The 23,864-nt window shown below is 72.1% G+C and carries 22 protein-coding genes; 7 read left to right on the top strand and 15 right to left on the bottom strand.

Going from position 1 to position 23,864, the window contains the following annotated elements:
* Positions 1-53: 53 nt before the first annotated feature.
* The 5 genes from ACIHFE_RS18460 to ACIHFE_RS18440 form a co-directional block, all read right to left on the bottom strand.
* Positions 54-1,310 carry an amidohydrolase gene (locus ACIHFE_RS18460; protein WP_400107743.1) on the bottom strand — a complete coding sequence of 419 codons (1,257 nt, stop codon included), beginning with the start codon at positions 1,308-1,310 and terminating at the stop codon, positions 54-56.
* A gap of 120 nt (positions 1,311-1,430) precedes the next feature.
* A complete protein-coding gene (locus tag ACIHFE_RS18455) occupies positions 1,431-2,567 on the bottom strand; it encodes a hypothetical protein (RefSeq protein ID WP_400107741.1) in 1,137 nt (378 codons plus the stop codon).
* A 13-nt stretch (positions 2,568-2,580) separates the two neighbouring features.
* Positions 2,581-3,510 (bottom strand): N-acetylneuraminate synthase family protein, encoded by a 930-nt coding sequence (locus ACIHFE_RS18450; protein ID WP_400107740.1) that lies wholly within the window; start codon positions 3,508-3,510, stop codon positions 2,581-2,583.
* Between the two features lie 59 nt (positions 3,511-3,569).
* Positions 3,570-4,823, bottom strand: coding sequence for a cytidylyltransferase domain-containing protein (locus ACIHFE_RS18445; RefSeq protein WP_400107738.1), 1,254 nt, complete (start codon positions 4,821-4,823; stop codon positions 3,570-3,572).
* Positions 4,820-6,160, bottom strand: coding sequence for a DUF6716 putative glycosyltransferase (locus tag ACIHFE_RS18440; RefSeq protein WP_400107736.1), 1,341 nt, complete (start codon positions 6,158-6,160; stop codon positions 4,820-4,822). The genes ACIHFE_RS18445 and ACIHFE_RS18440 overlap by 4 nt, the downstream gene beginning before the upstream one ends.
* A gap of 181 nt (positions 6,161-6,341) precedes the next feature.
* On the opposite strand from ACIHFE_RS18440, the gene ACIHFE_RS18435 reads away from it, so the two are divergent.
* Genes ACIHFE_RS18435 through ACIHFE_RS18425 form a run of 3 tightly spaced genes read left to right on the top strand, consistent with a single transcriptional unit; the run spans position 6,342 to position 9,801 of the window.
* Positions 6,342-7,319: a glycosyltransferase family 2 protein gene (locus ACIHFE_RS18435; RefSeq protein WP_400107734.1), complete on the top strand. Its 978-nt coding sequence runs from the start codon at positions 6,342-6,344 to the stop codon at positions 7,317-7,319.
* Positions 7,316-8,665, top strand: coding sequence for a polysialyltransferase family glycosyltransferase (locus ACIHFE_RS18430; protein WP_400107732.1), 1,350 nt, complete (start codon positions 7,316-7,318; stop codon positions 8,663-8,665). Before ACIHFE_RS18435 ends, ACIHFE_RS18430 begins: the two co-directional genes overlap by 4 nt.
* Positions 8,662-9,801: an acyltransferase family protein gene (locus ACIHFE_RS18425; protein ID WP_400107730.1), complete on the top strand. Its 1,140-nt coding sequence runs from the start codon at positions 8,662-8,664 to the stop codon at positions 9,799-9,801. The genes ACIHFE_RS18430 and ACIHFE_RS18425 overlap by 4 nt, the downstream gene beginning before the upstream one ends.
* Before the next feature lie 27 nt (positions 9,802-9,828).
* Here the strand turns inward: ACIHFE_RS18425 and ACIHFE_RS18420 are convergent, their stop codons facing one another.
* On the bottom strand, positions 9,829-10,476 hold the full coding sequence (locus ACIHFE_RS18420; protein WP_400107728.1) for a TetR/AcrR family transcriptional regulator C-terminal domain-containing protein: 648 nt from the start codon (positions 10,474-10,476) through the stop codon (positions 9,829-9,831).
* 74 nt (positions 10,477-10,550) lie between these two features.
* Between ACIHFE_RS18420 and ACIHFE_RS18415 the strand changes: the two genes are divergently transcribed.
* Entirely contained in the window at positions 10,551-12,038 is a 1,488-nt protein-coding gene (locus tag ACIHFE_RS18415) for an FAD-dependent monooxygenase (RefSeq protein ID WP_400107726.1), read from the top strand.
* A gap of 96 nt (positions 12,039-12,134) precedes the next feature.
* Here ACIHFE_RS18415 and ACIHFE_RS18410 read toward each other — a convergent pair whose 3' ends face one another.
* Together ACIHFE_RS18410 and ACIHFE_RS18405 are read right to left on the bottom strand one after the other, a co-directional pair.
* A complete protein-coding gene (locus tag ACIHFE_RS18410) occupies positions 12,135-13,532 on the bottom strand; it encodes a gluconate:H+ symporter (protein WP_400107724.1) in 1,398 nt (465 codons plus the stop codon).
* 40 nt (positions 13,533-13,572) lie between these two features.
* The gene (locus ACIHFE_RS18405; protein ID WP_400107722.1) at positions 13,573-14,076 is read right to left on the bottom strand and encodes a gluconokinase; all 504 of its coding nucleotides are present in this window, start codon (positions 14,074-14,076) and stop codon (positions 13,573-13,575) included.
* A gap of 145 nt (positions 14,077-14,221) precedes the next feature.
* On the opposite strand from ACIHFE_RS18405, the gene ACIHFE_RS18400 reads away from it, so the two are divergent.
* A complete protein-coding gene (locus tag ACIHFE_RS18400) occupies positions 14,222-14,923 on the top strand; it encodes a FadR/GntR family transcriptional regulator (protein WP_400107720.1) in 702 nt (233 codons plus the stop codon).
* Positions 14,924-14,950: 27 nt separating this feature from the next.
* On the opposite strand, the gene ACIHFE_RS18395 is transcribed toward ACIHFE_RS18400, so the two are convergent.
* Positions 14,951-16,369, bottom strand: coding sequence for an amidase (locus ACIHFE_RS18395; protein ID WP_400107718.1), 1,419 nt, complete (start codon positions 16,367-16,369; stop codon positions 14,951-14,953).
* Positions 16,370-16,440: 71 nt separating this feature from the next.
* Here ACIHFE_RS18395 and ACIHFE_RS18390 point away from each other — a divergent pair, with 71 nt between their 5' ends.
* Together ACIHFE_RS18390 and ACIHFE_RS18385 are read left to right on the top strand one after the other, a co-directional pair.
* Positions 16,441-17,676 carry a DUF1266 domain-containing protein gene (locus ACIHFE_RS18390; RefSeq protein WP_400107716.1) on the top strand — a complete coding sequence of 412 codons (1,236 nt, stop codon included), beginning with the start codon at positions 16,441-16,443 and terminating at the stop codon, positions 17,674-17,676.
* Between the two features lie 124 nt (positions 17,677-17,800).
* Positions 17,801-19,258, top strand: coding sequence for an alpha/beta hydrolase (locus ACIHFE_RS18385; protein ID WP_400107714.1), 1,458 nt, complete (start codon positions 17,801-17,803; stop codon positions 19,256-19,258).
* 22 nt (positions 19,259-19,280) lie between these two features.
* On the opposite strand, the gene ACIHFE_RS18380 is transcribed toward ACIHFE_RS18385, so the two are convergent.
* From ACIHFE_RS18380 to ACIHFE_RS18355, 6 genes are all read right to left on the bottom strand, one after another.
* Complete coding sequence (locus ACIHFE_RS18380) at positions 19,281-19,835, bottom strand: hypothetical protein (RefSeq protein WP_400107712.1); 555 nt, start codon at positions 19,833-19,835, stop codon at positions 19,281-19,283.
* 103 nt (positions 19,836-19,938) lie between these two features.
* Positions 19,939-20,160, bottom strand: coding sequence for a hypothetical protein (locus ACIHFE_RS18375; protein WP_400107710.1), 222 nt, complete (start codon positions 20,158-20,160; stop codon positions 19,939-19,941).
* 85 nt (positions 20,161-20,245) lie between these two features.
* A complete protein-coding gene (locus ACIHFE_RS18370) occupies positions 20,246-21,856 on the bottom strand; it encodes a methylmalonyl-CoA mutase (RefSeq protein WP_400107708.1) in 1,611 nt (536 codons plus the stop codon).
* A 208-nt stretch (positions 21,857-22,064) separates the two neighbouring features.
* Positions 22,065-22,268 (bottom strand): hypothetical protein, encoded by a 204-nt coding sequence (locus ACIHFE_RS18365; protein WP_400107706.1) that lies wholly within the window; start codon positions 22,266-22,268, stop codon positions 22,065-22,067.
* Between the two features lie 24 nt (positions 22,269-22,292).
* Positions 22,293-23,198 carry a hypothetical protein gene (locus tag ACIHFE_RS18360; RefSeq protein ID WP_400107704.1) on the bottom strand — a complete coding sequence of 302 codons (906 nt, stop codon included), beginning with the start codon at positions 23,196-23,198 and terminating at the stop codon, positions 22,293-22,295.
* Entirely contained in the window at positions 23,198-23,860 is a 663-nt protein-coding gene (locus ACIHFE_RS18355; protein ID WP_400108030.1) for an RNA polymerase sigma factor, read from the bottom strand. Before ACIHFE_RS18355 ends, ACIHFE_RS18360 begins: the two co-directional genes overlap by 1 nt.
* Between the last annotated feature and the right edge of the window lie 4 nt (positions 23,861-23,864).

Here is a 23,864-nt window from a genome sequence, read left to right as displayed (position 1 = left end):
CGAAGCCGTTATCGGATCGTCGCAAGCGGCGCTTGCTTTGTAGAAAGCTACATTTACGGACAATCCAGCAGCGCGGCCGCGGTGAACAGCTCCACTCCGACCTTGATCGCTCCCTCGTCCACATCGAAATCCCCGCAGTGCAGATCCCGCCGGGTGGTGTCGCCCACCGGCCGGACGCCCAGCCGCGCCATGGCGCCGGGGACGTGCTCCAGGTACCAGGAGAAGTCCTCGCCGCCCAGGCTCTGCTCGGTGTCCTCCACCGACTGGGCACCCCGCCGGGCGGTCATGGCGCGCTCCAGCAGCCCGGCGATCTCCGGGTGGTTGACCACCGGCGGCACCCCGCGCAGGTAGTTGATCTGCGACTTGGCGCGGTGCAGCGTGGCCACCTCGTCCACCGCGGCGTGCACCAGGTCGGGGGCGTCCCGCCAGGCGGCCAGGTCCAGGCACCGTACGGTGCCGGAGAGTTCGGCGTGCTGGGGGATGACATTGGCCGCGTGCCCGGCCTCCAGCCGCCCCCAGGTGACGGCCAGTCCGGCGCGGGTGTCCACCCGCCGGGCCAGCAGCGCCGGAACGTCCACCGCCACCCGGGCCGCGGCGGTCACCAGGTCGGTGCTCAGATGCGGGCGCGCGGTGTGCCCGCCGGGGCCGTCCAGCAGCACTTCGATCTTGTCGCAGGCGGAGGTGATGGCCCCGGTGCGCAGGCCCAGCCGGCCCACCTCGACCTTGGGGTCGCAGTGCACCGCCACGATCCGCGCCACGCCCTCCAGCGCCCCGCTGTCGATGGCGCCCAGCGCGCCGCCGGGCAGCACCTCCTCGGCGGGCTGGAAGATCAGCCGCACCGGGTGCGGCAGCCGGCCCTGCTCGGCGAGGGCGGCCAGCACCAGGCCGGTGCCCAGCACCACGGTGGTGTGGACGTCATGGCCACAGGCGTGCGCCATCCTGGGGATGGTGGAGCGGTAGGGAACCGTCTTGGTGTCGGGGATGGGCAGCGCGTCGATGTCCGCGCGGAAGGCCAGCACCGGCCGGCGGGTGGCGCTGGCCCGGGTCCGTCCGATGTCACAGATCAGCCCGGTGCCGGAGGCGAGGGTGCGCGGCCGCAGCCCCGCCTTCTCCAGTCTCGCCCTGATCGCCGCGGTGGTACGGAACTCGTGGTTCCCCAACTCCGGATGCATATGCAAGTCCCGCCGGAAGTCGATCAGTTCGGCCTCCAGGTCGGCCGGGAGCAGTCCGGTGAGCTCGCGGGCGTGGTCACTTCCGGGTCGGCCGGCCGATGCGCCGGGCGCGGTATCACAGGGCATCAATTGGTTCACCCTGCGAAGAGTAGAGCCATGTGAAGGGCAACTGCCTCCAGATCAAGAAAAGTTCAGCCGCATGGATGGGTCGCCCAGAGGGTATGACCCGTATTTACGGCGTACCTTTGCGGAACACACTCACAAACCGCGCGCCGGCGCGGGCACATAGGGCAGGCGGCGCACTTCGCGCCCCGCGCTGGTGGTGACGCCGGAGAGGAAGTCCCCGGCGCGGGGCGAGGCATGAGCCGTGAGCCAGGAGGGGTCGATGTCGCAGACCGCGACGGTGACCGGGGTGCCGGCCAGGGCCAGCGGCAGGGTGTGCACCACGGTGGACGGAAAGCTCAGCACGGTACGGCCGATGGGGCCGCGCCGGGCGACGATTTCCAGGGGCAGTTCGGGCCGTACCACCTCCAGCCCGATCCGGGAGGCTATCCGGTGCAGCTTGTCGGTGCGCTCCCGGCGGTGCGCGAAGTAACGGGTGGCGCCGTGCTCGGCGGCCAGGGCCGCCACCGCGTCCAGATAGCGCTCGCCGTCCACCACGCCGGTCTCCACCAGTGAGGTGCCCACCAGGTCGGTGCCGCCGGTGAGCCGGGGCGGCCCGAAGGTGGCCCGGAGCCAGGTGAAGTCATTGGCGTCCACGGTGACTCCGGGCGGGGCCGCCACCGGCATCGAGGTGAACAGCCGGATGTCCCGGCGGCCATTTGGAGTGAGTATCCGGCGCGCGGAAGCAGACACCGGCGCGAAGACCATGTCTCGCGCCCCTACTTTCCAGTCGAAGGGGACGCCGGTGCGATGCCAGCGCATCAGCCGTTCCCCGCGCACCAGTTGGGAGACGAACTCCATGGTGGCGGTGCCATCGTCCACCACCACCAGTTCCCGGGCCCGGGTGATGGTCAACAGCAGTTGTACATAGCGGGAGAAGGGATCGCCGATCACCACCCGCCGGGCGGCGCGCAGCGGTCCGGCCAGCGTCCCCACCGTGTGCACCGGCGCCCCGGGCCCGCCGCGGGCCTCCTCCCAGCGCAGCCGGTGCCCCTGGTCGCGGGCCAGTTCGGCCATTCGCCGCAGCTGGCCGCGGGTCATGGCGTCATGCGGGGCGAGCACCACCACCAGCAGCTCACCAGCCGCCGGATCGCACCCGTCCTTCTGGCGGGGCACCCCGTCACACAGCGGGGCCCCGCCGCCCGCCGGTCGCGCGAGCGCCCCGGAGTGCGCCCATTCAAGGACGTTGAGGAGCTGGACCGGACTCTCCACAAAGGCCAGGGTGTCGGTCACCGCCGGTCGCCCGTCACACCGCGGCGGGTTCGCGGTCGCCGGCCACCACACCGGTCACCCGGCGCAGTTTGCGCATCGGGGCCAGTTCGCTCTCGTAGACCCGCTTGATGCCGTCCCCCAGCGACTCCTCCACCACCCGGATGTCGCGCACCAGCCGCTGCAGGCCGCCCGGTTCGACGGACGCGGCCTGGTCGGAGCCCCACATCGCCCGGTCCAGGGTGATGTGCCGCTCCACAAAGCAGGCACCCAGCGCCACCGCAGCCAGGGTGGTCTGCAGTCCGGTCTCATGCCCGGAGTAGCCGATGGGGACATTGGGGTACTCGGCCTGGAGGGTGTGGATGACCCGCAGATTGAGCTCGGCGGCCTTGGCCGGATAGGTGGAAGTGGCATGGCACAGCAGGATGTTCTCGCTGCCCAGCACCTCCACCGCGTGCCGGATCTGCTGCGGGGTGGACATCCCGGTGGAGAGCACCACGGTGCGGCCGGTGGCCCGCAGCGCGCGCAGCAGTTCGTCGTCGGTGAGCGAGGCGGAGGCCACCTTGTGCGCGGGTACCTCGAACTTCTCCAGGAACGCCACCGATTCCACATCCCAGGGCGAGGCGAACCAGGCGATCCCGCGCTCCCGGCAGTGTGCGTCGATCCTGCGGTATTCGTCCTCGCCGAACTCCACCCGGTGGCGGTAATCGATATACGTCATCCGTCCCCAGGGCGTCTCCCGTTCCAGGCCCCACTGGTCCCTCGGGGTGCAGACCTCGGGGGTCCGCTTCTGGAACTTCACCGCGTCGCATCCGGCGTCCACCGCGGCGTCGACAAGGGCGAGGGCGGTGTCCAGGTCGCCGTTGTGGTTGATGCCGATCTCACCGGTGACATAGACGGGGTGGCCGGGGCCCACCGGCCGGTCGCCGAGGTGACGGGTGCGCCGGGCGGAAAGTGCAGAGAGCATCGGGATTCCTTCGCTGGGTCGGGCCGGGCTTGGTGGGGTGTGGGGCTCGGGTCGGGGGGTCAGGGGTTCAGGGACGGGCCCAGCAGCCAGCCCGCGATCTCACGCACCGCGCCGCTGCCGCCGGGGGCACGGGTGACCAGGCGGGCGGCCTCGCGCACCGGGGGGTGGGCGTCGGCCACCGCCACCGGCCAGCCCACCAGGTCCAGGCAGGGCAGGTCATTGACGTCATTGCCGAGGTAGAGCACCCGCTGCGCCTCGATCCGCTGCTCGTCGCACCACTGCTTGAGCGCCAGGTCCTTGCGGCCGGTGCCATGCACCACCGGCACCCGCAGCTTGCGGGCGCGGGCGGCGACCACCGGGTTGGTCTCGGTGGACAGGATCAGCACCGCCAGGCCCGCCCGGCGCAGTGCGGCCACACCCAGCCCATCGCCCCGGTGCACGGCCACCAGTTCCCGGCCGTCGGCGTCGATCAGCACCCGGTCGTCGGTCTGGGTGCCGTCGAAGTCCAGTACCACCGCGTCGACTTGGTCCCGGGTGGGCAGCGGGCGCCGGGTGTCCAGCAGCGGGGCCAGGGCCCGGGCGCGGGCCAGGTCATGCGGGTCGTCGATCTCCAGCACCCGGGCCGGATCGGTGCGCACCAGCTCGGTACGGCCGAAGAACCGGTGTCCGGCGGCCCGGAAGCCGTCCGCCCGCATGGCATAGGCGGCGCCGGTCTCCAGCAGGTCCTCGGGCCGGTCCTGGCGGCGCGGGCGGTGCGCGCGGTCGTGGTTGACGCCCTGGGCGCCGCCGGCCTGCCCGCCGCCGCCCTGGGCCGGCACCGAGGGCCCCGCGCGCCATAGGAAGCCATGGAAGGGGGCCACGGTCAGAGCGCTGTCGGCACCCCCCTCGACCACGGCGGCGGCGACCGCGTCCACATCCTCGCCGGTGAGGAACGGGCTGGTGCACTGGACCAGCAGCACCGCGTCCAACGGGCCGCCGCGCATGGCCTGGTAGGCGTCCATGGCGTGCAGCACCGCGGCCTCGCTGGTGGCGGTGTCCCCGGCCAGGGCGGCCGGCCGGTGCACCACCAGGGCGCCGGCCGCGCGGGCCGCCTCGGCCACCGCCGGGTCGTCGGTGGACACCACCACCTCGCTGACCAGCCGGGCGGCCCGGCACTCCCGCACCGCGCGGGTGACCAGCGGTGCACCGCCGACCGAGGCGAGGTTCTTGGCGGGTACGCCCTTGGATCCGCCGCGGGCGGGGATGACGGCCAGAACGGCGGGCATGGCACGCTCCTCGAAGGGGCCGGATTTCCCGGCGAGTTGGACGGTCATAGCTCCCCCAGCCGCCGGATGACCGGGGCCACCCGCTGCACTCCCTGCCGGTAGGCGCCCCGGGCCGCCTCCCGCAGGGCCTCGCGGGCGGCCCGCCGCAGGGCACTCCGCGGCCGGGGCTCCCGCCCGGGCAGCGGCTGCCCGGCGGGCCCGAAGCCATGGCGGGCCAGGAGGGCCGGCAGATAGCCGGGGGCGGTGTGCGGGGTGTAGTAGGGCGCGAGGGGCGGCAGCCGGTGAACGGCCGCCAGTTCCGCGACCCGCTCCCGGGCCTGCTCGAAGGACCGCTCGTACGGCCGGTCGGCCGCCACGCCCTGGCGGGCGGTCCAGGCGGGTTCCGCCTTGGGCAGGTGTCCGGCGTCCAGCTGGTCCCAGGAGGCCAGGCAGCCCGAGCCCAGGAAGTGGTGGTTGCCCAGCTGCTCGCGGATGCCCAGGTCGGTGAGGACGGCGGTGGGCACCGAGCGGTGCAGCGCCTCCAGGGCGGCCGTGGAGCTGACCGTGACCAGCAGGTCGGTACGGTCCAGCACCTCGCCCATGTGCCCATAGACCAGGCGGCAGTTGGCGGGCAGCCCGCCCGGCAGCCGGGCGGCCAGCCGCTGGTAGGGAAGTTCCTCCAGGTGAGTGGTGTGCTCGCCGGGTTTGCTGCGCAGCTTGACCAGCACCTGCCGCTGCGGGTGCAGCCGGGCGTGCCGTACCGCGCGTTCCAGCAGATAGCGGCGGTCGGCGCGCTTCTCCGGCACCGAGGGCTGGGCGGCGAACACCACGGTGAACGGCCCGGTCCGGTCCGCGGCGCGGGACCCGTCCATGGCGCGGGGCCCGCCGTCCAGGAAGGGCAGGGCACACTCGGTCACACAGCCGTCCGGGGCACCCGCTCCGGCGTAGACCGCCCGGAACCGCTCCGCGTCATAACGGGAGTTGGCCAGCACCACATCGGCCCCATGACGCAACAGCAGTCCGTCCGCCAGCTTTTCATAGACCACACCCACATAGCCGGTGACAACCACCGGCCGGGACCCGGCCGTTGCCCACTGGTGCGCCAGCCCGTGCAGCATGGCCTGCACCGCGCCGCCCACACAGGCCAGCACCACCACCCGATGCCGGGCCGGGTCCACGGTGCGGACGAACTCCACCCCGGTCACCTCGCGCAACTCCTCGGCGCGCACCCCCACTTCGGACAGCTGGCGCCCGGTCGGGGTGGCCCGGCCACGCAGCAGGAATCCATCCAGCCGGGCATCCGGCACCAGCCGGCGTGCGGTGAGCGCTCCCCATTTCCACCGCGTATCGGAGTCGGCGAGCACCGCGACCACCGGCGGGGATTCGGTACGTGATGGCACATCCATGACCATAGGAATTGATTCCGCTTCACCGGCCAACGCGAGCGCAACAGCCGGTAAACAGCACATCGACGATCGGCGAAGTGGTTGACGCGCAGGGCGGGTTCATCATTCCGCCGCGCTTCGTTCACCTTCGCTTTTGGCAGTAGTCAGAACGAATGCCGGGCGGTCACCTAACGTCACCCGAGTGGTCAAGCTCTCCGTCATCGTGCCGTTCTTCAATGTGCAGACCTATGCACCGGACACTCTGAGGAGCCTGCAGGCGAACGCCCGTGGAGACTTCGAATTCATTCTCGTCGACGATTGTTCGACCGATGGTACGCCGGGGATCCTGCGGCACGCGGAACGGGAACTGCCCGGTGCCGTGCTGATACGGCATGAGCGGAACGGCGGCCTGGCCACCGCCCGGAACACCGGCCTGGACGCGGCCCGCGGCGAGTACCTGGCCTTCCTGGACGGGGACGACTGGCTGGCCCCCGGCTACTACCCCCAACTGCTCTCCGCCATCGAGGACTTGGCCGTCGATTTCGTCCGCACCGACCACATCCAGTGCACCGGGCGCACCCGCACCGTGCACCGGGTGCCGCAGGGCCGCCGCTGGACGGCGCTCGACCCGCGCGGCGCCATACTGCCCGCCGACCGCTCCACCTCCGTGGACTATCCCTACGCCTGGGCCGGGATCTACCACCGGCGGCTGCTCGACGACGGACTGCTGCATTTCCGGGACGGGCTGCGCACCGCGGAGGACCGGCCCTGGATCTGGCGGCTGCACCGTGAGGCGCGTTCCTTCGCGGTGGCCGGATTGCTCGGGGTCTTCTACCGGCGCGGTGTGGCCTCGTCACTGACCCAGATCGGCGACGTACGCCAACTCGATTTCATCCGCGCATTCGACCAGGTAATCGACGAGACCGCACAGGATCCCGACGCCCGGCAACTCCTGCCCAAGGCCGTGCGCACCTATTGCGCCATCATTTCCCATCACCTGGGCACCATCGAACGATTCGAACCGGCCGTGGCCCGAACACTCCGTTCGATGAGTGCGGCCGCCATGAAACGGATGCCGCAGCAATTGCTCAAGGACGCGTTGAATTCCATGGACGACGACCGCGCGGCCCGGCTGCGCCGGCTGCGCCGCCGCCCGGTCCCGGCGGGGGCCGCCTCATGACCGCCGAACCCGTGGAGACCCAGATCTTCCTGGCCTCCACCCTCTACGGGGCCGCCACCCTGACCGCCGCCCTGGACGCCGGGCTGTTCGCCCCCGCCGGGCGGCGGCTGCTGCTGGTCGCCAACAACGCGGCCGTCCCGGAGACCACCCCCGCCCTGGACCGGGCCCCCGGCTTCGACCGGCTGCGCACCCGCTTCGACGGGGTGCTGTCCTGGAACGAGACCATCAGCCCCTTCCACCCCGGCGGCTGGTCCCCGCGCCCGGACGACGTCCCGCTGTGGGAGCGCCAGCTGCGGCTGCTGTGGGGGCTGGGCACCGACCGGGTGACGCTGGTCGTGGAGTCCATCCAGGTCAACCCGGCGCTGGCGGTGGCCCAGCTGTTCCCCGAGGCCCCGCTGGAGGTCTATGCGGACGGGCTGATGAGCTACGGCCCCACCCGCAACAAGCTGGACCCGCTGATCGGCACCCGGATCCGCCGGCTGCTCCACCTGGATCTGGTGCCGGGCCTGCGGCCGCTGCTGCTCACCGAGTTCGGCGTGCCCGCCCAGGTGATCCCGGGCGAGGTGTTCGGCAAGGTGCTGGCCGAGCTGGCCGACGCCACCGAACTGCCCCCGGCCCCCGCGGAGCCGGCGCTGCTGCTCGGCCAGTACCTCTCCGCGCTGGAGATCCTCACCCCCGAGGAGGAGGAAGAACTCCATCTGCGGATGCTGCGCGGGGCCGTGGGCCGGGGCCATCGCCAGGTCGTCTTCAAGCCGCATCCCACCGCCCCGGCCCGCTGGTCGCGCCGGCTGGAGGAGGAAGCGGAGCGGCTGGGGGCGGAGCTGACCGTGCTGGAGACGGCGGCCCTGGCCGAGGTGGTCTGCCAGCGGCTGCGGCCCGCGCTGGTGGTGGGCTGCTTCTCCACCGCGCTGATCACCGCCGGAACCTGCTACGGCCTGCCGGCGGCCCGTACCGGCACCGGGCTGCTGCTGGAGCGGCTCACCCCGTACCAGAACAGCAACCGGGTCCCGGTGACGCTGGTGGACGCCCTGCTGCCGGAGGTGACGGACGCGGCACCACCGGAGCCGGAGGAAGATCTCAACGGCCTGCTCGCGGCGGTCGGTTATGCCATGCAGCCACAGCTCCACCCGGCCCTCCGGCCGGCCGCCGAGCGCTATCTCGCCGGGCACCTGAACGCCCGTACCCGGCGCTACTTCAAGCGCCGCCGGCTCACCTCACTGGGGCTGCCCGGCGCCATCCCGTCCCAGCTCGCCTTTCTGCCCCGCAATCCCGCCGTGCGCCGGATGGCCCGCCGGGCGCGGGCGCTGCGGCGACGGCTGACCAGGAAGGCCACGGTGACCCGTTGACCGCCCCCACCCTGCCCCGCCAGGCCCCCGCCCCTGAACAGCCCGTCCGCGCCCATGGATCCGGCGGCCGGCTCCGGGCCCTGGACGGACTGCGGCTGATCGCCGCGCTGATGGTGGCGCTCTACCACTACGGAGGACGGGACGGCGAGGTCAGCCGGGCCTGGGGCGCCTCGCCCCGTCATGAATTCCCGCACCTCTCCCCGGCGTTCGCCTATGGCTGCCTGGGCGTGGAGATCTTCTTCGTCATCAGCGGCTTTGTCATCTGCATGAGCGGCTGGGGGCGTTCACTGCGGTCCTTCTTCGCCTCCCGGGCCGCCCGGCTCTACCCCGCCTACTGGGTGGCCATCGTCCTGGTGACCGTGGTCTTCGCGCTGCCCTGGGTGACCTACCGGACCGTCTCGGCCAGCGACACCCTGGTCAACCTGACCATGCTGCAACAGCCGGTGGGCGCCCAGCGGGTGCTGGGGGTGTGCTGGACGCTCTGGGCGGAGCTGCGGTTCTATGCGCTGTTCGCGCTGTTCGTGGTACTGCCGGGGGCCACCCGGGCCCGGGTGGTGCTGTTCTGCTCGGTGTGGACACTGGCCTCGGTGATCACCACCGCCTCGCATCTCGAACTGCTGCGGGTGGTGGTGATGCCGGAGTACTCGGCCTTCTTCATCGGCGGCATCGGCCTGTATCTGCTGCACCGCTTCGGCCACTCCGCGCTGTCCTGGGGCATCGTGCTGATGAGCTTCCTGGTGGGGCAGCACTACGCGGTGGCGGGCCTGTGGCATCCGCCGGGCCCGCACTACTTCTCCTACCGTTCTCAGTACGCCATCATCGCGGTGCTGGCCGCCGGTTACGCGGCGGTCGCGGCCATCGCCCTGGGCAAGGCCCGCTGGGCCGACTGGAGTTGGCTGCCGCTGGCGGGCGCCCTGACCTACCCCTTCTACCTGGTGCACGAACACCTGGGCTGGGTGATGATCGGGATGCTGCACCGGCGCCTGGGCATCCCCGCCTATGGGACCTTCGCGCTCACCCTGGCCCTGATGCTGGCCCTGGCCTGGACGATCCATGCCGCCGTGGAGCGACGGCTGACTCCCTTGCTACGAAGGTCACTTGACCGCCAGGAGGGCCGACGCAGGCCGGCCACCTGACCGCTGGGCGGGCCGCACGCAAACCCGTCACCCGACCGTTGTCAGCGTGGCCTCGATGCCGGCCACAATCGCGCGCAGCCCGGCCTCGTACCCCGCGTCGGGGTCGCCGAAGAGCTCGAAACCGGCCTCGGCGGTCAGCGGGTAGTCCGCCAGCCGCCGGGCCCGGGCCTCCAGGTCGTACCCATGGCCATCGCTCTCGCCCCGGCCCGGATCGGGTCCCATCGCCTGTTCCTCGATGACATAGCCCACGGTGTAGCAGTTGGCGGTGAAGGTGGCCCGGGTCGCCGCCCTCGGCGTGAGCCCCAGGCCGACCAGCCGGCGCAGGTGCGCCTCCATGGGCGGTGCATAGCTGGTGTCGGTGAACCGGGTGCCGCTGAAGACCTTGCCGCCGTCGCGGTAGCGCAGCAGGGCCCCGCGGAAGGCCCGCTGGGTCTCGGTCAGCACCTCGCGCCAGTCGGCCGGCTCATTGACGAAGCCCTCGGACATCCGGCGCATCATCTCGGTGGCCATCGCGTCCAGCAGGTCCCGCTTGTGCTTGAAGTGCCAGTAGAGCGCGGGCGCCTGGACATTGAGGTCCTTGGCGATGCGCCGCAGGGTCAGCCCCTCCAGGCCCTCCTCGTTCAGCACCAGCAGTGCGGTGCGTACCACCTGATCACGGTCCAGTCGGTTTCCCACCTTGACAGTTTAACGACGTTCAGGAGACTCTCCTTAACGGCATTAAATTGAACGGCGTTAAGGGGGGGTTTTTCATGTCCTCATGCGAGGTGCTGATCATCGGTGCCGGCCCGACCGGGCTGGTGCTGGGCTGTGAACTGGCCCGCCGGGGCGTGGACTTCAGGCTGGTGGAGGCGGGCGAGCAGCTGTTCATGGGCTCACGGGGCAAGGGCATCCAGCCCCGGACCCTGGAGCTCTTCGACGACCTGGGGATCGTCGAGGAGATCTACGAGGCCGGCCTGCGGCCGCCCATGATGGCGGGCTGGGAGGGCGGCCGGAAGGTCAGGGAGTGGGACATGTTCACCCGCGCCGAGCCCACCCCCGGCATGCCCTATGCCGAGCCCTGGCTGCTGCCCCAGTGGCGCACCCAGGAGATCCTCCACCAGCGGCTGCGGGAGCTGGGCGGTGCGGTGGAGTTCGGCGTCCGGCTGACCGGCTTCACCCAGGACGGGGACGGGGTGACGGCCGGACTGCTGGCGGCGGACGGCTCCATGGAAACGGTGCGCGCCGGGTATCTGGTGGGGTCGGACGGCGGGCGCAGCACGGTACGGGCCGCCCTGGGCACGGTGTTCACCGGGGAGACGGTGGACCCGGACCCGCTGATCGTGGCCGACCTGGAGGTGGCGGGCCTGGACCGGGACCACTGGCATGTCTGGAACCGCGAGAAGGGAGCCCTGTCCCTCTGCCCGCTGCCCGGAACGACCTTCCAGCTGATCGCCGCCCCCGGCGCCAGGGAGCTGGACCCCGATCCCGGGGCGGTGCGGGAGCTGGTGGCCTCCTGGACGGGGCTCCAGGTGCGGGAGGTGCACTGGTCCTCGGTGTTCCGGGCCCGGGCGGCGATGGCCGAGCGGTTCCGCACGGGCCGGGTCTTCCTGGCCGGCGACTCGGCGCATATCCACTCCCCCGCCGGGGCGCAGGGCCTCAACTCCAGCATTCAGGACGCCTACAACCTCGGCTGGAAGCTGGGCCTGGTGCTGCGGCGGGGCGCCCCGGACGCGCTCCTGGACTCGTACCAGGCGGAGCGGCTGCCGGTGGCCGCCGGGGTGCTGGGCCTGAGCACCCGGCTGCACCGGGGCGACGGCGGCCCGCAGGTCGGGTTCACCGCACGGCGCGGGCCGGACGCCCACCAGCTGGGCATCGCCTACCCGGACAGCCCGCTGACCCGGGAGACCCGCCCGGAACTCACCGAGGACGCACTCCGCGCGGGCGACCGCGCCCCGGACGCACCGCTCAAGGGTGCCGATGGGACACAGGTCAGGCTGTTCGACCTGTTCCGGGGGACCCACTTCACCCTGCTGTCCATCGGGGCCGGGGCGCTGGAGGGCGACTGGCCGGGCGGCGACCTGGTGCACGTCCACCACATCGGCGGCTCGTGCGGTGAGCTGCACGATGCGGGCGGTCATGCCCAACGGGCGTACGGCAGCGGGCTGTTCCTGGTCCGGCCGGACGGCTATGTGGGGCTGGCCACCCACGATCCGGCCGAGGTCCGGGCTTACCTTGCCGAGGTGTACGCCGTCCTCTGACGGGCAGTTGCCCCGGTGCGGGCTGTTCTTGGCCGGTCGCGCCCGCGCGGCGGAGCCGCTGAAAACAGCGGCCCCGCGCCCCTGGCGGACGCCGCCCTACAACACCAGCGACAGCAGCATCACAAACCCCAGCCCGGTCACCGAGATCACCGTCTCCATCAGCGACCAGGTCCGCAGCGTCTGCCCCACATCCATCCCGAAATATTCCTTCACCATCCAGAAGCCGGCGTCGTTGACATGGCTGAAGAACAGCGACCCGGCGCCCACGGCCAGGACCAGGAGTGCGGTGTGGGTGGTGCTCATCCCCGCCGCCAGCGGCGCGACCAGGCCGGCGGCGGAGATGGTGGCCACCGTGGCCGAGCCGGTGGCCAGCCGGATGGTCACCGCGATCAGCCAGCCCAGCAGCAGTGCGGAGACCGACCAGTCCTTGGAGACCTCCAGGATCATCTGCCCCACGCCGACGTCGATCAGAGTCTGCTTGAAGCCGCCGCCCGCGCCGACGATCAGCAGGATCCCGGCGATGGGTATCAGGGCCTTCTCCACCGTGGCGGTCAGCCGTTCCCGGCCGAAGCCGGCCGCCCGGCCCAGGGTGAACATGCCCACCAGCACGGCGGCCAGCAGGGCGATCAGCGGTGAGCCGATGACATCGGCGATCCGCTGGAGGTGGTCCTTGGGGTTGTCCACCACCACCTCCACCAGCGCCTTGACCAGCATCAGCAGCACCGGCAGCAGGACCGTGCCCACCGTGGCGGCGAAGCCGGGGCGGCGCCGGAGCTCTTCGGAGGGGCGCTGTGGGGTGAGCCGCTCGGGCGGGGCCACCTCCACCCAGCGGGCGGCCACCCTGGAGAACAGCGGTCCGGCGATCACCGCGGTGGGCACCGCGATCAGCACGCCCAGCGCCAGCGTCACCCCGAGGTTGGCGCCAATGGCGTCGATGGCCGCCAGCGGGCCGGGGTGCGGGGGCACCAGGCCGTGCATCACCGACAGTCCGGCCAGCGCCGGAATGCCGATGCGCATCAGCGAGTGGTTGCCGCGCTTGGCCACCAGCAGCACCACCGGGATCAGCAGCACGATCCCGACCTCGAAGAACAGCGGCAGACCGATCACACCCGCGATCAGCACCATGGCCCAGGGCATGGCCCGGCCGCCGGCCCTGGCCAGGGTGGTGTCCACGATCTGATCGGCACCGCCGGAGTCGGCCAGCAGCTTGCCCAGGATCGAGCCAAGGGCGATCAGCACGCCCACGCCGGCCACGGTGGCGCCCAGACCGCTGCTGAAGCTGGTGATCACCTTGTCCATCGGCGCCCCGGCGACGGCGCCGAGCACCAGCGACCCGATGGTCAGCGACAGGAAGGCATGCAGTTTGAGGCGGGTGATGAGGAGAACGATGACGGCGATGCCGACGAGTACGGCGATGCCCAGCTGTGCGTGACCCGCCGAAGTGATCGGTCCGGCGGGGGCCGCGGCCGGCATCTCGACGCTGAGAGTGCTCACGGGGCTTCCTAGGGAAGGGAGTTGGGGGAGGAAGTGCGGTCTACAACCGCCGCAGTGCGGCGGTCGCCCGCTCGGCGATGACGGCCGCCGCGGGCGTGATGTCCACCACGACGCCGGCCTCGTCGGCCTGGAGCGGTTCCAGGGTGGCGAACTGGGAATCCAGCAGCCGGGTGGTCATGAAGTGGCCGGTGCGGGCCGCCATCCGGCCGGCGATCAACTCGCGGTCGCCGGTGAGGTGGAGGAAGACAACGCCGGGTGCGGCGGCGCGCAGCCGGTCGCGGTAGGCGCGCTTGAGCGCGGAGCAGCTGACCACACCACCCCGGCCCGAGCGGGCGGCGGCCCAGGCGCCCACCGCGTCCAGCCAGGGGGCCCGGTCGGCATCGTCCAGCGGCACCCCGGCCGACATCTTGGCGATATTGGCCGGGGGGTGGAAGTCGTCGCCCTCGGCATAGGGCACGCCCAGGGCCTGGGCCACCAGCGGGCCGACCGTGGTCTTGCCCGTACCGGCGACGCCCATGACCACCACGACCGGACGGCTGTTCATCAGGTACCTCGCTGTCTGACGACGGCGTCGCCCTCGACGCCGAACCCGCCGCCCCACTGAAACCCATTGGGTATGACTTATTCAAGCCCTCGTGATGGAAACGTCATACTTAATGGCGTGGCCGGTCGCCCCTTACGCTGAGTGCATGGAAAACCAGGGGCAGGGGTCGCACACCCGCGTGCTGGAGTCCCTCGGACCCGCGATCACCAGTGGGGAGCACCCGCCGGGCAGCGTGCTGCGCACCGAGGAGCTGGAGCAGCGCTTCGAGGTGTCCCGCACCGTGGTGCGCGAGGTGATACGTGTCCTGGAGTCCATGCACCTGGTCGCCTCGCGCCGCCGGGTGGGGGTGACCGTGCTGCCCACCGAGGAGTGGAACGTCTATGACCCCCGGGTCATCCGCTGGCGGCTGGCCGGTGCGGACCGGCCCCGCCAGCTGCGTTCGCTGACCGTGCTGCGGCTGGCCGTGGAGCCGGTGGCGGCCGGCCTGGCCGCCCGGCAGGCCACTCCCGGGCAGTGCGCCGAGCTCACCGAGCATGCGCTGGGCATGGTGGCCACCTCACGCGGCCAGCAGCTGGAGGCGTACCTCCAGCACGACATCGCCTTTCACCGCACGGTGCTGCGCGCCTCCGGCAATGAGATGTTCGCCCGGCTCAGCGATGTGGTGGAGGCCGTGCTCACCGGGCGCACCCGGCACCAGGTGATGTTCACCGACCCGGACCCGGCCGCCGTCACCCTGCATGTCCGGGTCGCGGAGGCGGTGCGTGAACACGATGCCGCGCGGGCCGAGGAGTTGACCCGGCGGATCGCCACCGGGGCGATGGCGGAGCTGGACATCCTGGCCCCGTAGAGCTCCGCATGGTCCATAACGGCGCCTTCACTCCGGCACGTTCGCCGGCCACCGCTCGAACCAGCGCTGGTCCGCCTCCAGTTGGGCGGCCAGCGAGATCAGCAGTGGCTCACTGTTGGCCGGGCCCAGCAGCTGGGCGCCCACCGGCAGCCCGTCCACAAACCCGGCGGGCACGCTCATGGCCGGCCAGCCCAGCACATTCCACGGCCAGGCGTATGGACAGGAGGCGGTGGTCAGGGAGTTGGTGGCCCGTCCGGACAGTCCGTCCAGCGCCCCGGTGCGCAGCGGGGGCACCGCGGTGGTGGGGGTGAGCACCACATCGAACCGGCCGAACAGTTCCCCCACCCGCTGCCGCAGCGGCCCCTCGGCGGCCCGCGAGGCGGCCAGCGCCCCGCCGCCCAGCACCAGTCCGGCCAGGGCGTTCCGCCGGGTGCGCGGATCCAGCGCGGCCCGGTCGGGGACCCGCCGGGACCAGACGCGGATGCCCGCCATCGAGCGCGGCAGAAAGGCCAGTCCGACCTGCCCGTAGCGCGGGTCCTCCTCGATCACCTCATGGCCCAGCGCCGCCAGCCGCTCCGCGGTGCGCACGGTGGCCGCGCGCACCTCCGGGTCCAGCCAGTGCCGCACCGCGGCGAAGGCCGGCCGGAAGGACAGCGCGATGCGCAGCCGCCGGGGCTCCTGCCGGGCGGCGTCCACCGGTCTGATGGCGGGCGGCCGGTGCCGGTCGCCGGGGTGTGCGCCGCTCACCGCCTCCAGCAGCAGCGCCGCGTCCGCGACGGTACGGGCCAGCGGCCCGTAGCAGACCAGGCCCCGGAAGGTCTCCGCCTCCGGCCGGCAGGAGATCCGCCCCCGCTGTGGCTTGATCCCCACCAGATGGGTCCAGGCGGCCGGTATGCGCACCGATCCCGCCCCGTCCGAGCCCAGCGCCAGCGGCACCAGCCCTGCCGCGACCGCCGTGGCGGCCCCGCCCGAGGAGCCGCCCGGCGAGTGCGCCGGATTCCATGGGTTGCGGGTGATCCCGAAGGCGGCCCCCTCGGTGACCGGCCACTGGCCGGCCTCCGGGGTATTGGTCTTCCCGACGATCACAGCTCCGGCGGCCCGCAGCCGGCGCACCACCTCGCTGTCGGCCCGCTTGGGCGGGAACTCCCCGGGGCACCCGAACCCGGTGGGCTCCCCGGCCACGTCCATGTCGTCCTTCACCGCCACCGGCACGCCCAGCAGCGCTGCCCGCTCCCCCGCCGCCAGCCGCCGGTCGGCCTCCGCCGCCTCCCGCAGCGCGGCCTCGGCCCGCATCCGGCGGAAGGCGTTGAGCGTGCCCTGGGTCTCCTCGATCCGCCGCAGCGAACGCTCCGTCAGCTCCCGGGCGGTGACCCGGCCTTCGGCCAGCTCCGCCACCAACTGGGCCGCCCCGCCGACTCCCTGGCCCTGGGCCGCGAACCCCGTCATGCGCTCCTCCTCTGCCGACCCGTCGCCCTTCGACTCTTGCCCCTCGGCAGCTGTCTGTACAGTGCACGCTCATGGCTATCTGGAACCGGCCCGCACCCGCCGCAGCAGCACCGGCACCGCCCCCGCCGACCGAGCCGCCGGCCTGGCAGGCGCCGACCGAGGTGGAGCGGGGGCTGTACGAGGCGAAGTGGCGGGGGGACTGGGACGCCTACTGGCGCATTCTGGCGAGCGCCGACCTCTTCCACCCCATGTCCCGGGCCTTCGCCGAAGCCAATCCGGGCCGGGTCGTCGACACCGTCTCCCTGCTCCCCCAGGTACGGGCCACCGGTCATGTGTACCTGACCCATGGCATGCTGCCGGCCCCGGCACCCGACCCCGTCTTCTACCGCACCTCACTGGGCTCGCTCGCCGGCCACTGGACGGAGTCCGTCCCCTGGCTTGCCATCAACCCGGGCACTCCCTGCGAGGCCCTCTTCCCCGCGACGCCCGGCCACCGGGCGCAGTGGGCCGAGCATGCCCGCCGCGCCCCCGAGGAACCGCCGCGCTCCCTGCGGACGCTGTGGGTGGGCGGGCCGCTGCAGGGCCCGGTGGCACGCGGCCTGGCCTGCGGCGCCCTGCTGCTCGTCAACAACAACCTCCTCTGGAACTCCATGGGTTACCACGGGAGCGGCTTCACCGGCGAACGCCGGTTGCTGGAGAAATGGTGGGGCGTCACTTCCCGCGCCGACTGGAAGAGCACCCTGACCCGGCTCCTCAACGCCGATATGGCGGGCGGCATCTGGGAGTTTGTGCTGGAGATCAGACAGGCGCTGTCCCGCGAGTACGGCGGGCCCATCGAACCCGCGCACTGGCGCGAGGTGACCGGCCGGGTGATGCGGCGCCAGGCCGAAGCCGCGGAGAACCGGTCGGAGGCCGCCCTGGAGGCGGAGATCCGCCGGGTGGGCCAGCTCATCGGCCGCATCACCCGCTACGAGGCCAGATTCCGCGCCGACGGCCTGCTCGGCGAGCACAAACAGGTGCGTTCCGTCCTGTCCTGGGACTACGGCCGCGCCTCCGCCATGGCCCGCTGGGGCCTCGGCGCCCGCTTCTGCGACCTGCCGGAGGCAGAACACGCGGTCATCGAGGCCGGCCGGGCCGCCCAGCGGGACTACCACTCCTGGGCGGACTTCTCGGCGGGCTACATCCTGGGCCGCTGCCTGCACTTCGACGACGAGGAGTTCGGCAACTGGTACCAAGACGTACTGGAGGCGCACCGGTTGCTGATGAGCGATCCGCAGAGCCCTTGGCTCACGATTCCCTGGCAGTAGGCCATGCGGATCGAGCGTCGAGGTGTACCCGTACGGCCTCTGACACCCCGGGGGGTTAGCCCCACCCCCGCCCACCAGCTGACCGGATGGGCACGGGCACCCCACGCCAACAATCCTGTACCGCATGACACTTGGCAACCAGAGCCGCCGGAACAGCCGCGCCGCACTCCTCGCCCTGGCCACCGCCGCCGTGGCCGTCACCACCGTCGCCGGGCCGGCGCGGGCGGAGTACCGGGGGCAGGGGGACGGGGCCGCGCTGAATTGGCGGGCATGTGCGGACGCGCCGGAGCGGGAGTGTGGGCAGTTGTCCGTGCCGCTGGACTACCGCGCATCGAAGGGGCCGCACACCACCCTCGCCGTCTACCGGCTGCGCAGCGACCACCCCGCGGCCAGACGCGGCACGCTGCTGATGATCAACGGCGGGCCGGGGTCGGCGGGGAAGGACATGCTGGTCAAGCAGGGCGAGCGGGTGCGGGCGGCGACCAAGGGGGCGTATGACATCGTCGCCTTCGATCCACGCGGCATGGGCGGGAGCGCCCCGGCGAGCTGCCGGCTGGACCCGGCGGACCGGCGGCTCAGCGTGCTGCGCGGGTGGCCGGGGCCGGGCGGGGAGATCGGGGAGAACGTCGTCCGGGCCAAGCGCGTCGCCGACGCCTGTGCCCGCAACGGCGGCCCGCTGCTGCGGTCGCTGTCCACGGCCAACGAGGTGCGGGACATCGAGCGGCTGCGGCAGGCGCTGGGCGAGCGCAAGCTCTCTGCCTGGGCGCGCTCCTACGGGACGTATGTAGGGGCCTGGTATGCGCAGCAGTACCCGCGGCACACCGACCGCTGGGTGCTGGACAGCAGCAATGACCCCGATCCCGCCCGGGTGGAGCGCGGCTGGCTGGCCAATATGGCGCGGGGGGCGGAGGACCGTTTCCCCGACTTCGCCCGGTGGGCGGTGCGCGATGGGCTGGCCCAGCGGGAGCGGGACGTCCGGCCGATGTTCCTGGGCCTGGCGGCCCGGCTGGACCGCCGGCCGGGCAATGAGGGCAACAAGCTGCGCAACGCCCTGCAGATGAGCCTGGACTCGGACGGGTCGTTCAAGGGGCTGGGCGAGCTGATCCGGGCCGCGCGGGCGGGCAAGCCGCTCCCGGATGTCGCCGCATCGGACGCCCAGGCGGCCGTGATGGTCGCGACCATCTGCAATGACATCAGCTGGCCGCGTGAGGTGTCCGGCTACGCCCGGGCCGTGGCCGCCGACCGGGTCCGGTATCCGCTGACCCATGGCATGCCGGTGAACATCACGCCCTGCGCGTTCTGGAAGGACCGGCCCGCCGACCGGCCCGTCCGCATCAACGGCCGGGGCCCGGCCAACGTGCTGATGATCCAGAACCTGCGGGATCCCTCGACCCCTTACAGCGCCGGGCTGAAGATGCGGGCGGCCTTGGGCAAGCGGGCCCGGCTGGTCACCGTGGACTCCGGCGGCCATGGCGCCTACCTGGGCAACGGCAATGCCTGCGGCGACCGGGCGGTCAGCGAGTTCCTGATCGGCGGGACGCGCCCGGCCCATGACCTGACCTGCGAGGGCCAGGGCCGCTAGGGCCGGGACGCCGCCCGTCCGGTCAGACGTGCCAGAGTTCCTTGATCGTCTTGATCTCGCCCTTGCCGTTCATGGTGATGTCATAGACATTGCCGAAGCAGCCGAAGGGCGCCTTCACCCGCGAGTGGTCGTCACTGTGGCACTGGTCGATGTGGTAGGTCAGGTCGTCCTTGCTCACCGGCTTGGTCTTGTTCGGACCGTCCATCAGGGCGAGTTCGGCCTTGACGTCGGCGGCGAGCGTGTAGTGCTTCGCCTCACCCTCGCCGTGGTAGGCCCAGTCGTTGGGCGTGCAGACCGGCTTGGCCACCTGGGCGTCGAAGCCCTTGGAGGCGTCCCGCTCCAGCGTCACCGCGATCATGGTGTGCCCGGCGGGCATGACCGGCGGCTTACCTCCGCAGTCGGGGTCGTTGCCGTCCTTGCCCTTGTCGCTCTTGTCCGTCTTGTCCGTGTGGTCGGCCGGCTTCGACGAGGAGGCCGAGTCCGAAGTGTCCTTCTTGCCGTCATTGCAGGCCGCGAGGCCGCCACCGAGCGCGGCCACGAGCACCAGGGTGCTCACAAATCGTCGAGTCGAGCGCATGTCGAATCCCCCGTTGCCAAAAACATTGTCGTGATCATGTTTGATCGACGGTGTGTTCTACACCAGCGGCGGGGTGGAGATCCAATCGGTCGGCCGACCTGTGTCAGAACAGCTGGCCCTGGCCGTCCATCGGCGGCTCCTCGGGGTCGAAGAGCCGGGGAGCCGTCGCCAGGAGCGGCGCCGAGCGCCGCGAACCGGGGCAGGAGATCAGCTCGTAGGAGAAGGCGGTGCGGCGGCCGGGCGGGTCATGACGGGCGTAGCGGCCGCCGACGACGGCGATCTCCCGGGAGCAGACGGGGCAGGTGCGGCGCGGCGAAGACGACATCCGGTCATTTTCGCAAACGGGGCAGACCGCCGTCACAGGGTCTCGTGTCAAAGAGTCTCGGTCGGTTCATAAGGTCTCGGTGGGTTCAAAGGGTCTCGGTGGGTTCATAGGAACCCCACACCTCGCGCAGCGCCCCGCATACCTCGCCCACCGTGGCCCGGGCGCGCAGCGCCTCCTTCATGGGGGGCAGGACGTTGTCCGTTCCGGAGGCCGCCTCGCGCAGGGCGCCCAGCGCCGCCGTCACCACCCGGCCGTCGCGTTCGGCGCGCAGCGCGGCCAGCCGCTGCCGCTGGCGGGACTCGATGGCGGGGTCCACCCGCAGCGGCTGGTAGGGCTCCTCCTCGTCCAGCCGGTAGCGGTTGACGCCCACCACCACCCGCTCCCCGCTCTCCGTCTCCTGGGCGATGCGGTATGCGTTGCGTTCGATCTCGCCCTTCTGGAAGCCGCGTTCGATCGCCGCGACCGCGCCGCCCAGTTCCTCGACCCGGTTCATCAGCTCCAGCGCCGCGGCCTCCACGGTGTCGGTGAGCGACTCCACCGCGTAGGAGCCGGCGAAGGGGTCCACGGTGGCGGTGACATCGGTCTCATGGGCGAGCACCTGCTGGGTGCGGAGGGCCAGCCGGGCGGCCTTGTCGGTGGGCAGCGCGATGGCCTCGTCATAGGAGTTGGTGTGCAGCGACTGGGTGCCGCCGAGCACCGCGGCCAGGCCCTGCACGGCCACCCGCACCAGGTTGACCTCGGGCTGCTGGGCGGTGAGCTGGACGCCCGCGGTCTGGGTGTGGAAGCGCAGCATCTGCGACTTGGGGTCGCGGGCGCCGAACTCCTCCCGCATCACCCGGGCCCAGATCCGGCGCGCGGCACGGAACTTGGCGACCTCCTCCAGGAGGGTGGTGCGGGAGACGAAGAAGAAGGAGAGCCTGGGCGCCAGTTCGTCCACCGCCATCCCGGCGGCCAGCGCGGTACGGACGTAGGCGATCCCATTGGACAGGGTGAAGGCGATCTCCTGGGCGGGCGAGGCGCCGGCCTCGGCCATGTGGTAGCCGGAGATGGAGATGGTGTTCCAGCGGGGCATCCCGGTGCGGCAGTAGCGGAGGATGTCGGCGGTCAGCCGCAGGGTGGGGCCGGGCGGGAAGATATAAGTGCCCCGTGCGATGTACTCCTTGAGTACATCGTTCTGGACGGTGCCGGTCAACTGGGCCGCGTCGACGCCCTGTTGCTCGGCGACCAGCTGGTAGAGCAGCAGCAGGACCGCGGCCGGGGAGTTGATGGTCATCGAGGTGGACACCCGGTCCAGGGGGATGTCCCGGAAGAGCACCCGCATGTCGTCCAGGGAGTCGATGGCCACACCCACCTTGCCGACCTCGCCCTGGGCCTGCGGGGCGTCGGAGTCGTATCCCATCTGGGTGGGCAGGTCGAAGGCCACCGACAGGCCGTGCGAGCCGTGCGCGATCAGCTGCCGGTAGCGGGCGTTGGACTCGGCGGCGGTTCCGAAGCCCGCGTACTGGCGCATGGTCCAGGGCCGCCCGGTGTACATGGTGGGGTGGACGCCACGGGTGAAGGGGTAGCCGCCGGGCTCGCCCAGCCGTTCCCCGGGGTCCCAGCCGGCCAGGTCCTCGGGCCCGTAGACGGGCTTCACCGGGAACCCCGACTCTGTGATCCGGGTGGTGTCAGGGTCATCCGTCGTGTCGTGCGTCATGGGTTTATGCCTCCCGCCTGCCGCAGTCCAGGCCACCGGACTGTAGCGGCGGCCGCTCGGGGCTGTCAGGGGACGGGCCGGAGGGTGCGGGAGATACGGGCGCGGGCAGGACTGGGGGATGTAGTCCTGCCCGCGCCGTGGGGCGGAGCCGCTCGCAGGGGGGGGAGCAGCGGCTCACGCTCGGCCGATGACCAGTCGGCCTCATGTACTACAGCGCCACACCGCCGGAAAGTGTCACACCCTGGTCAGCGGGCAGCCCCGGCAGGCGTCCGGCGCGGGGCCGGGTGTCCTGGTCTCCCGGCAGGGGCAGGCCGTTCTGCCCTTGGGAGTCCTCGCCCTGGGAACCCTGAGAGCCCTGGGAACCCTGGGTGCCGGGTTCGCCGCGCAGCAGGTCCTGGCAGTAGCCGCGCACCTGGTCCGCGCCGCCCGCGGTGCGCTACAGGGTCCGTACCGCCTGGTCGTCCTTGCCGAGCAGGCTGTTGGCGCCCAGGTAGTCGCGGCATATCCGGACCAGCCAGTCCCGCTGGACCCCGGTGGGCCGGGGCTCCGGCGCCGGGGTGTCCCGGCCGTCCTCGCGGCGCGGGGACGCCGAGGGGCCGGCGGACGGACCGGCCGGCCGGTCGCCGGGGGTGGCGGAGGAGCCGGTGCCCGGCCGGCCATGGCCGGGGGACGGACGGTCCGACGGGCGGGCGGTCCCGTAGGGGGTGTCCCCGGGGACGGCACCGGATGCCTGCGGGACGGGGCTGCCGGAGGCCTGGTCGGGATCCTCCACGGCCACGCCCGCGCTGGGCTTGTGCCCGGAGCCGCCGAGCGCGGCGGGCAGGTCGACCAGGCCCGCGGCCACCGCCACTCCGCTGAGCGCACAGCCCGCCACCGCCACCACCATCGCCACCCGGGCGGGGCGGCGCAGCCGTGGCCGGCGGGCCGGGAGGACGGCCACCTCGGCGGCACGCCCGGCCGGCCGGGGATGTTCACCCGGTATGGGAGGTTCATCGGATACCGGGTGCTTGTCCCGTCCGGAACGATCCGAACGCTCGGAACGAGCCAAGTGTTCGGAATGCCCCAACTGGTCGGACAGCTCCGGCACTTCGGAGCGCGCCGACCGCTCGGCACGCGCCGTGCGGAACGCGGCCAGCGCGGCCTCCTCGCCGGGCAGCGGGCCGTCCGGGAGAACGGCCGGCGGCCGCAGCGCGTTCAGGGCGGCCTCCAATTCGCCCGCCGTACAACGCCCTTGGCCATGGGCCGAGTCGCCGCACACCGGGCAGGGGGCCAAGGGGTCTCCGGCGAGCAGCCGTTCGGCGCTGCCCTCGTCCAGCCAGCCGTGCTCGTGGTCGTGCGCCATCACATGTCCTTCTGCGTCCGCGCAGGCAATCGCGTCACACCCGTCGGGGCTTCCTCGCCCCGGGTGATCCCCTGGGTGGGGAGGGTGTCGGTGCTCACCGCGGCCTTCCCACTTCCCTTGGTCATCAGTTCGGCCAGTCTGCGCAGGCCGCGGTGGGCGGCCGTGCGCACCGCGCCCGGGCGTTTGCCCAGCATCTCGGCGGCGCTGCCCGCGTCCAGCCCGACCACCACCCGCAGCACCACCGCCTCCGCCTGGTCCTGCGGCAGCCGGGCGATCAGCTCCATCGTGCGTCCGGTGCCCAGCGACTCCAGGGCCTGGTCGGCGGTGTCGGACTCGGCCGGGCGGGCGGCGAGTTCGCTGTCGTCACCGCCGATGGCGGGGCGGCGGCCGCGCATCCGGATATGGTCCAGCGCCCGGTTGCGGGCGATCCGCGCCGCCCAGCCACGGAACCGGTCCGCGTCCCCGGTGAACCGCTCCAGGTCACGGGCTATCTGCAGCCATGCCTCCGAAGCCACGTCCTCCGCGTCGGCGTCACCGACCAGGGTCCGCACATAGCCGAGCAGCCGGGGCTGTACCGACCGGTAGACGGTACGGAATGCCGTCTCGTCCCCGTCCTGCGCCGCCTGTATGGCAGCCGTCAGCTCGGCGTCATCCCCCTGCACGTCC

Source organism: Streptomyces sp. NPDC052396, from assembly GCF_044593195.1.
Taxonomy (GTDB): domain Bacteria; phylum Actinomycetota; class Actinomycetes; order Streptomycetales; family Streptomycetaceae; genus Streptomyces.
The sequence above is the reverse complement of the archived record's forward strand: the minus strand, read 5'-3'. Positions and strand labels throughout refer to the sequence as shown.

What these genes read in the sequence shown, in the direction of transcription:
- ACIHFE_RS18450 (WP_400107740.1), bottom strand. Translation starts at nt 3,510, where the DNA reads ATGCTCTCTGCACTTTCCGCCCGGCGCACCCGTCACCTCGGCGACCGG.
- ACIHFE_RS18445 (WP_400107738.1), bottom strand. Translation starts at nt 4,823, where the DNA reads ATGACCGTCCAACTCGCCGGGAAATCCGGCCCCTTCGAGGAGCGTGCC.
- ACIHFE_RS18440 (WP_400107736.1), bottom strand. Translation starts at nt 6,160, where the DNA reads ATGGATGTGCCATCACGTACCGAATCCCCGCCGGTGGTCGCGGTGCTC.
- ACIHFE_RS18430 (WP_400107732.1), top strand. Translation starts at nt 7,316, where the DNA reads ATGACCGCCGAACCCGTGGAGACCCAGATCTTCCTGGCCTCCACCCTC.
- ACIHFE_RS18415 (WP_400107726.1), top strand. Translation starts at nt 10,551, where the DNA reads ATGTCCTCATGCGAGGTGCTGATCATCGGTGCCGGCCCGACCGGGCTG.
- ACIHFE_RS18405 (WP_400107722.1), bottom strand. Translation starts at nt 14,076, where the DNA reads ATGAACAGCCGTCCGGTCGTGGTGGTCATGGGCGTCGCCGGTACGGGC.
- ACIHFE_RS18400 (WP_400107720.1), top strand. Translation starts at nt 14,222, where the DNA reads ATGGAAAACCAGGGGCAGGGGTCGCACACCCGCGTGCTGGAGTCCCTC.
- ACIHFE_RS18395 (WP_400107718.1), bottom strand. Translation starts at nt 16,369, where the DNA reads ATGACGGGGTTCGCGGCCCAGGGCCAGGGAGTCGGCGGGGCGGCCCAG.
- ACIHFE_RS18390 (WP_400107716.1), top strand. Translation starts at nt 16,441, where the DNA reads ATGGCTATCTGGAACCGGCCCGCACCCGCCGCAGCAGCACCGGCACCG.
- ACIHFE_RS18385 (WP_400107714.1), top strand. Translation starts at nt 17,801, where the DNA reads ATGACACTTGGCAACCAGAGCCGCCGGAACAGCCGCGCCGCACTCCTC.
- ACIHFE_RS18380 (WP_400107712.1), bottom strand. Translation starts at nt 19,835, where the DNA reads ATGCGCTCGACTCGACGATTTGTGAGCACCCTGGTGCTCGTGGCCGCG.
- ACIHFE_RS18375 (WP_400107710.1), bottom strand. Translation starts at nt 20,160, where the DNA reads ATGTCGTCTTCGCCGCGCCGCACCTGCCCCGTCTGCTCCCGGGAGATC.
- ACIHFE_RS18370 (WP_400107708.1), bottom strand. Translation starts at nt 21,856, where the DNA reads ATGACGCACGACACGACGGATGACCCTGACACCACCCGGATCACAGAG.
- ACIHFE_RS18360 (WP_400107704.1), bottom strand. Translation starts at nt 23,198, where the DNA reads ATGGCGCACGACCACGAGCACGGCTGGCTGGACGAGGGCAGCGCCGAA.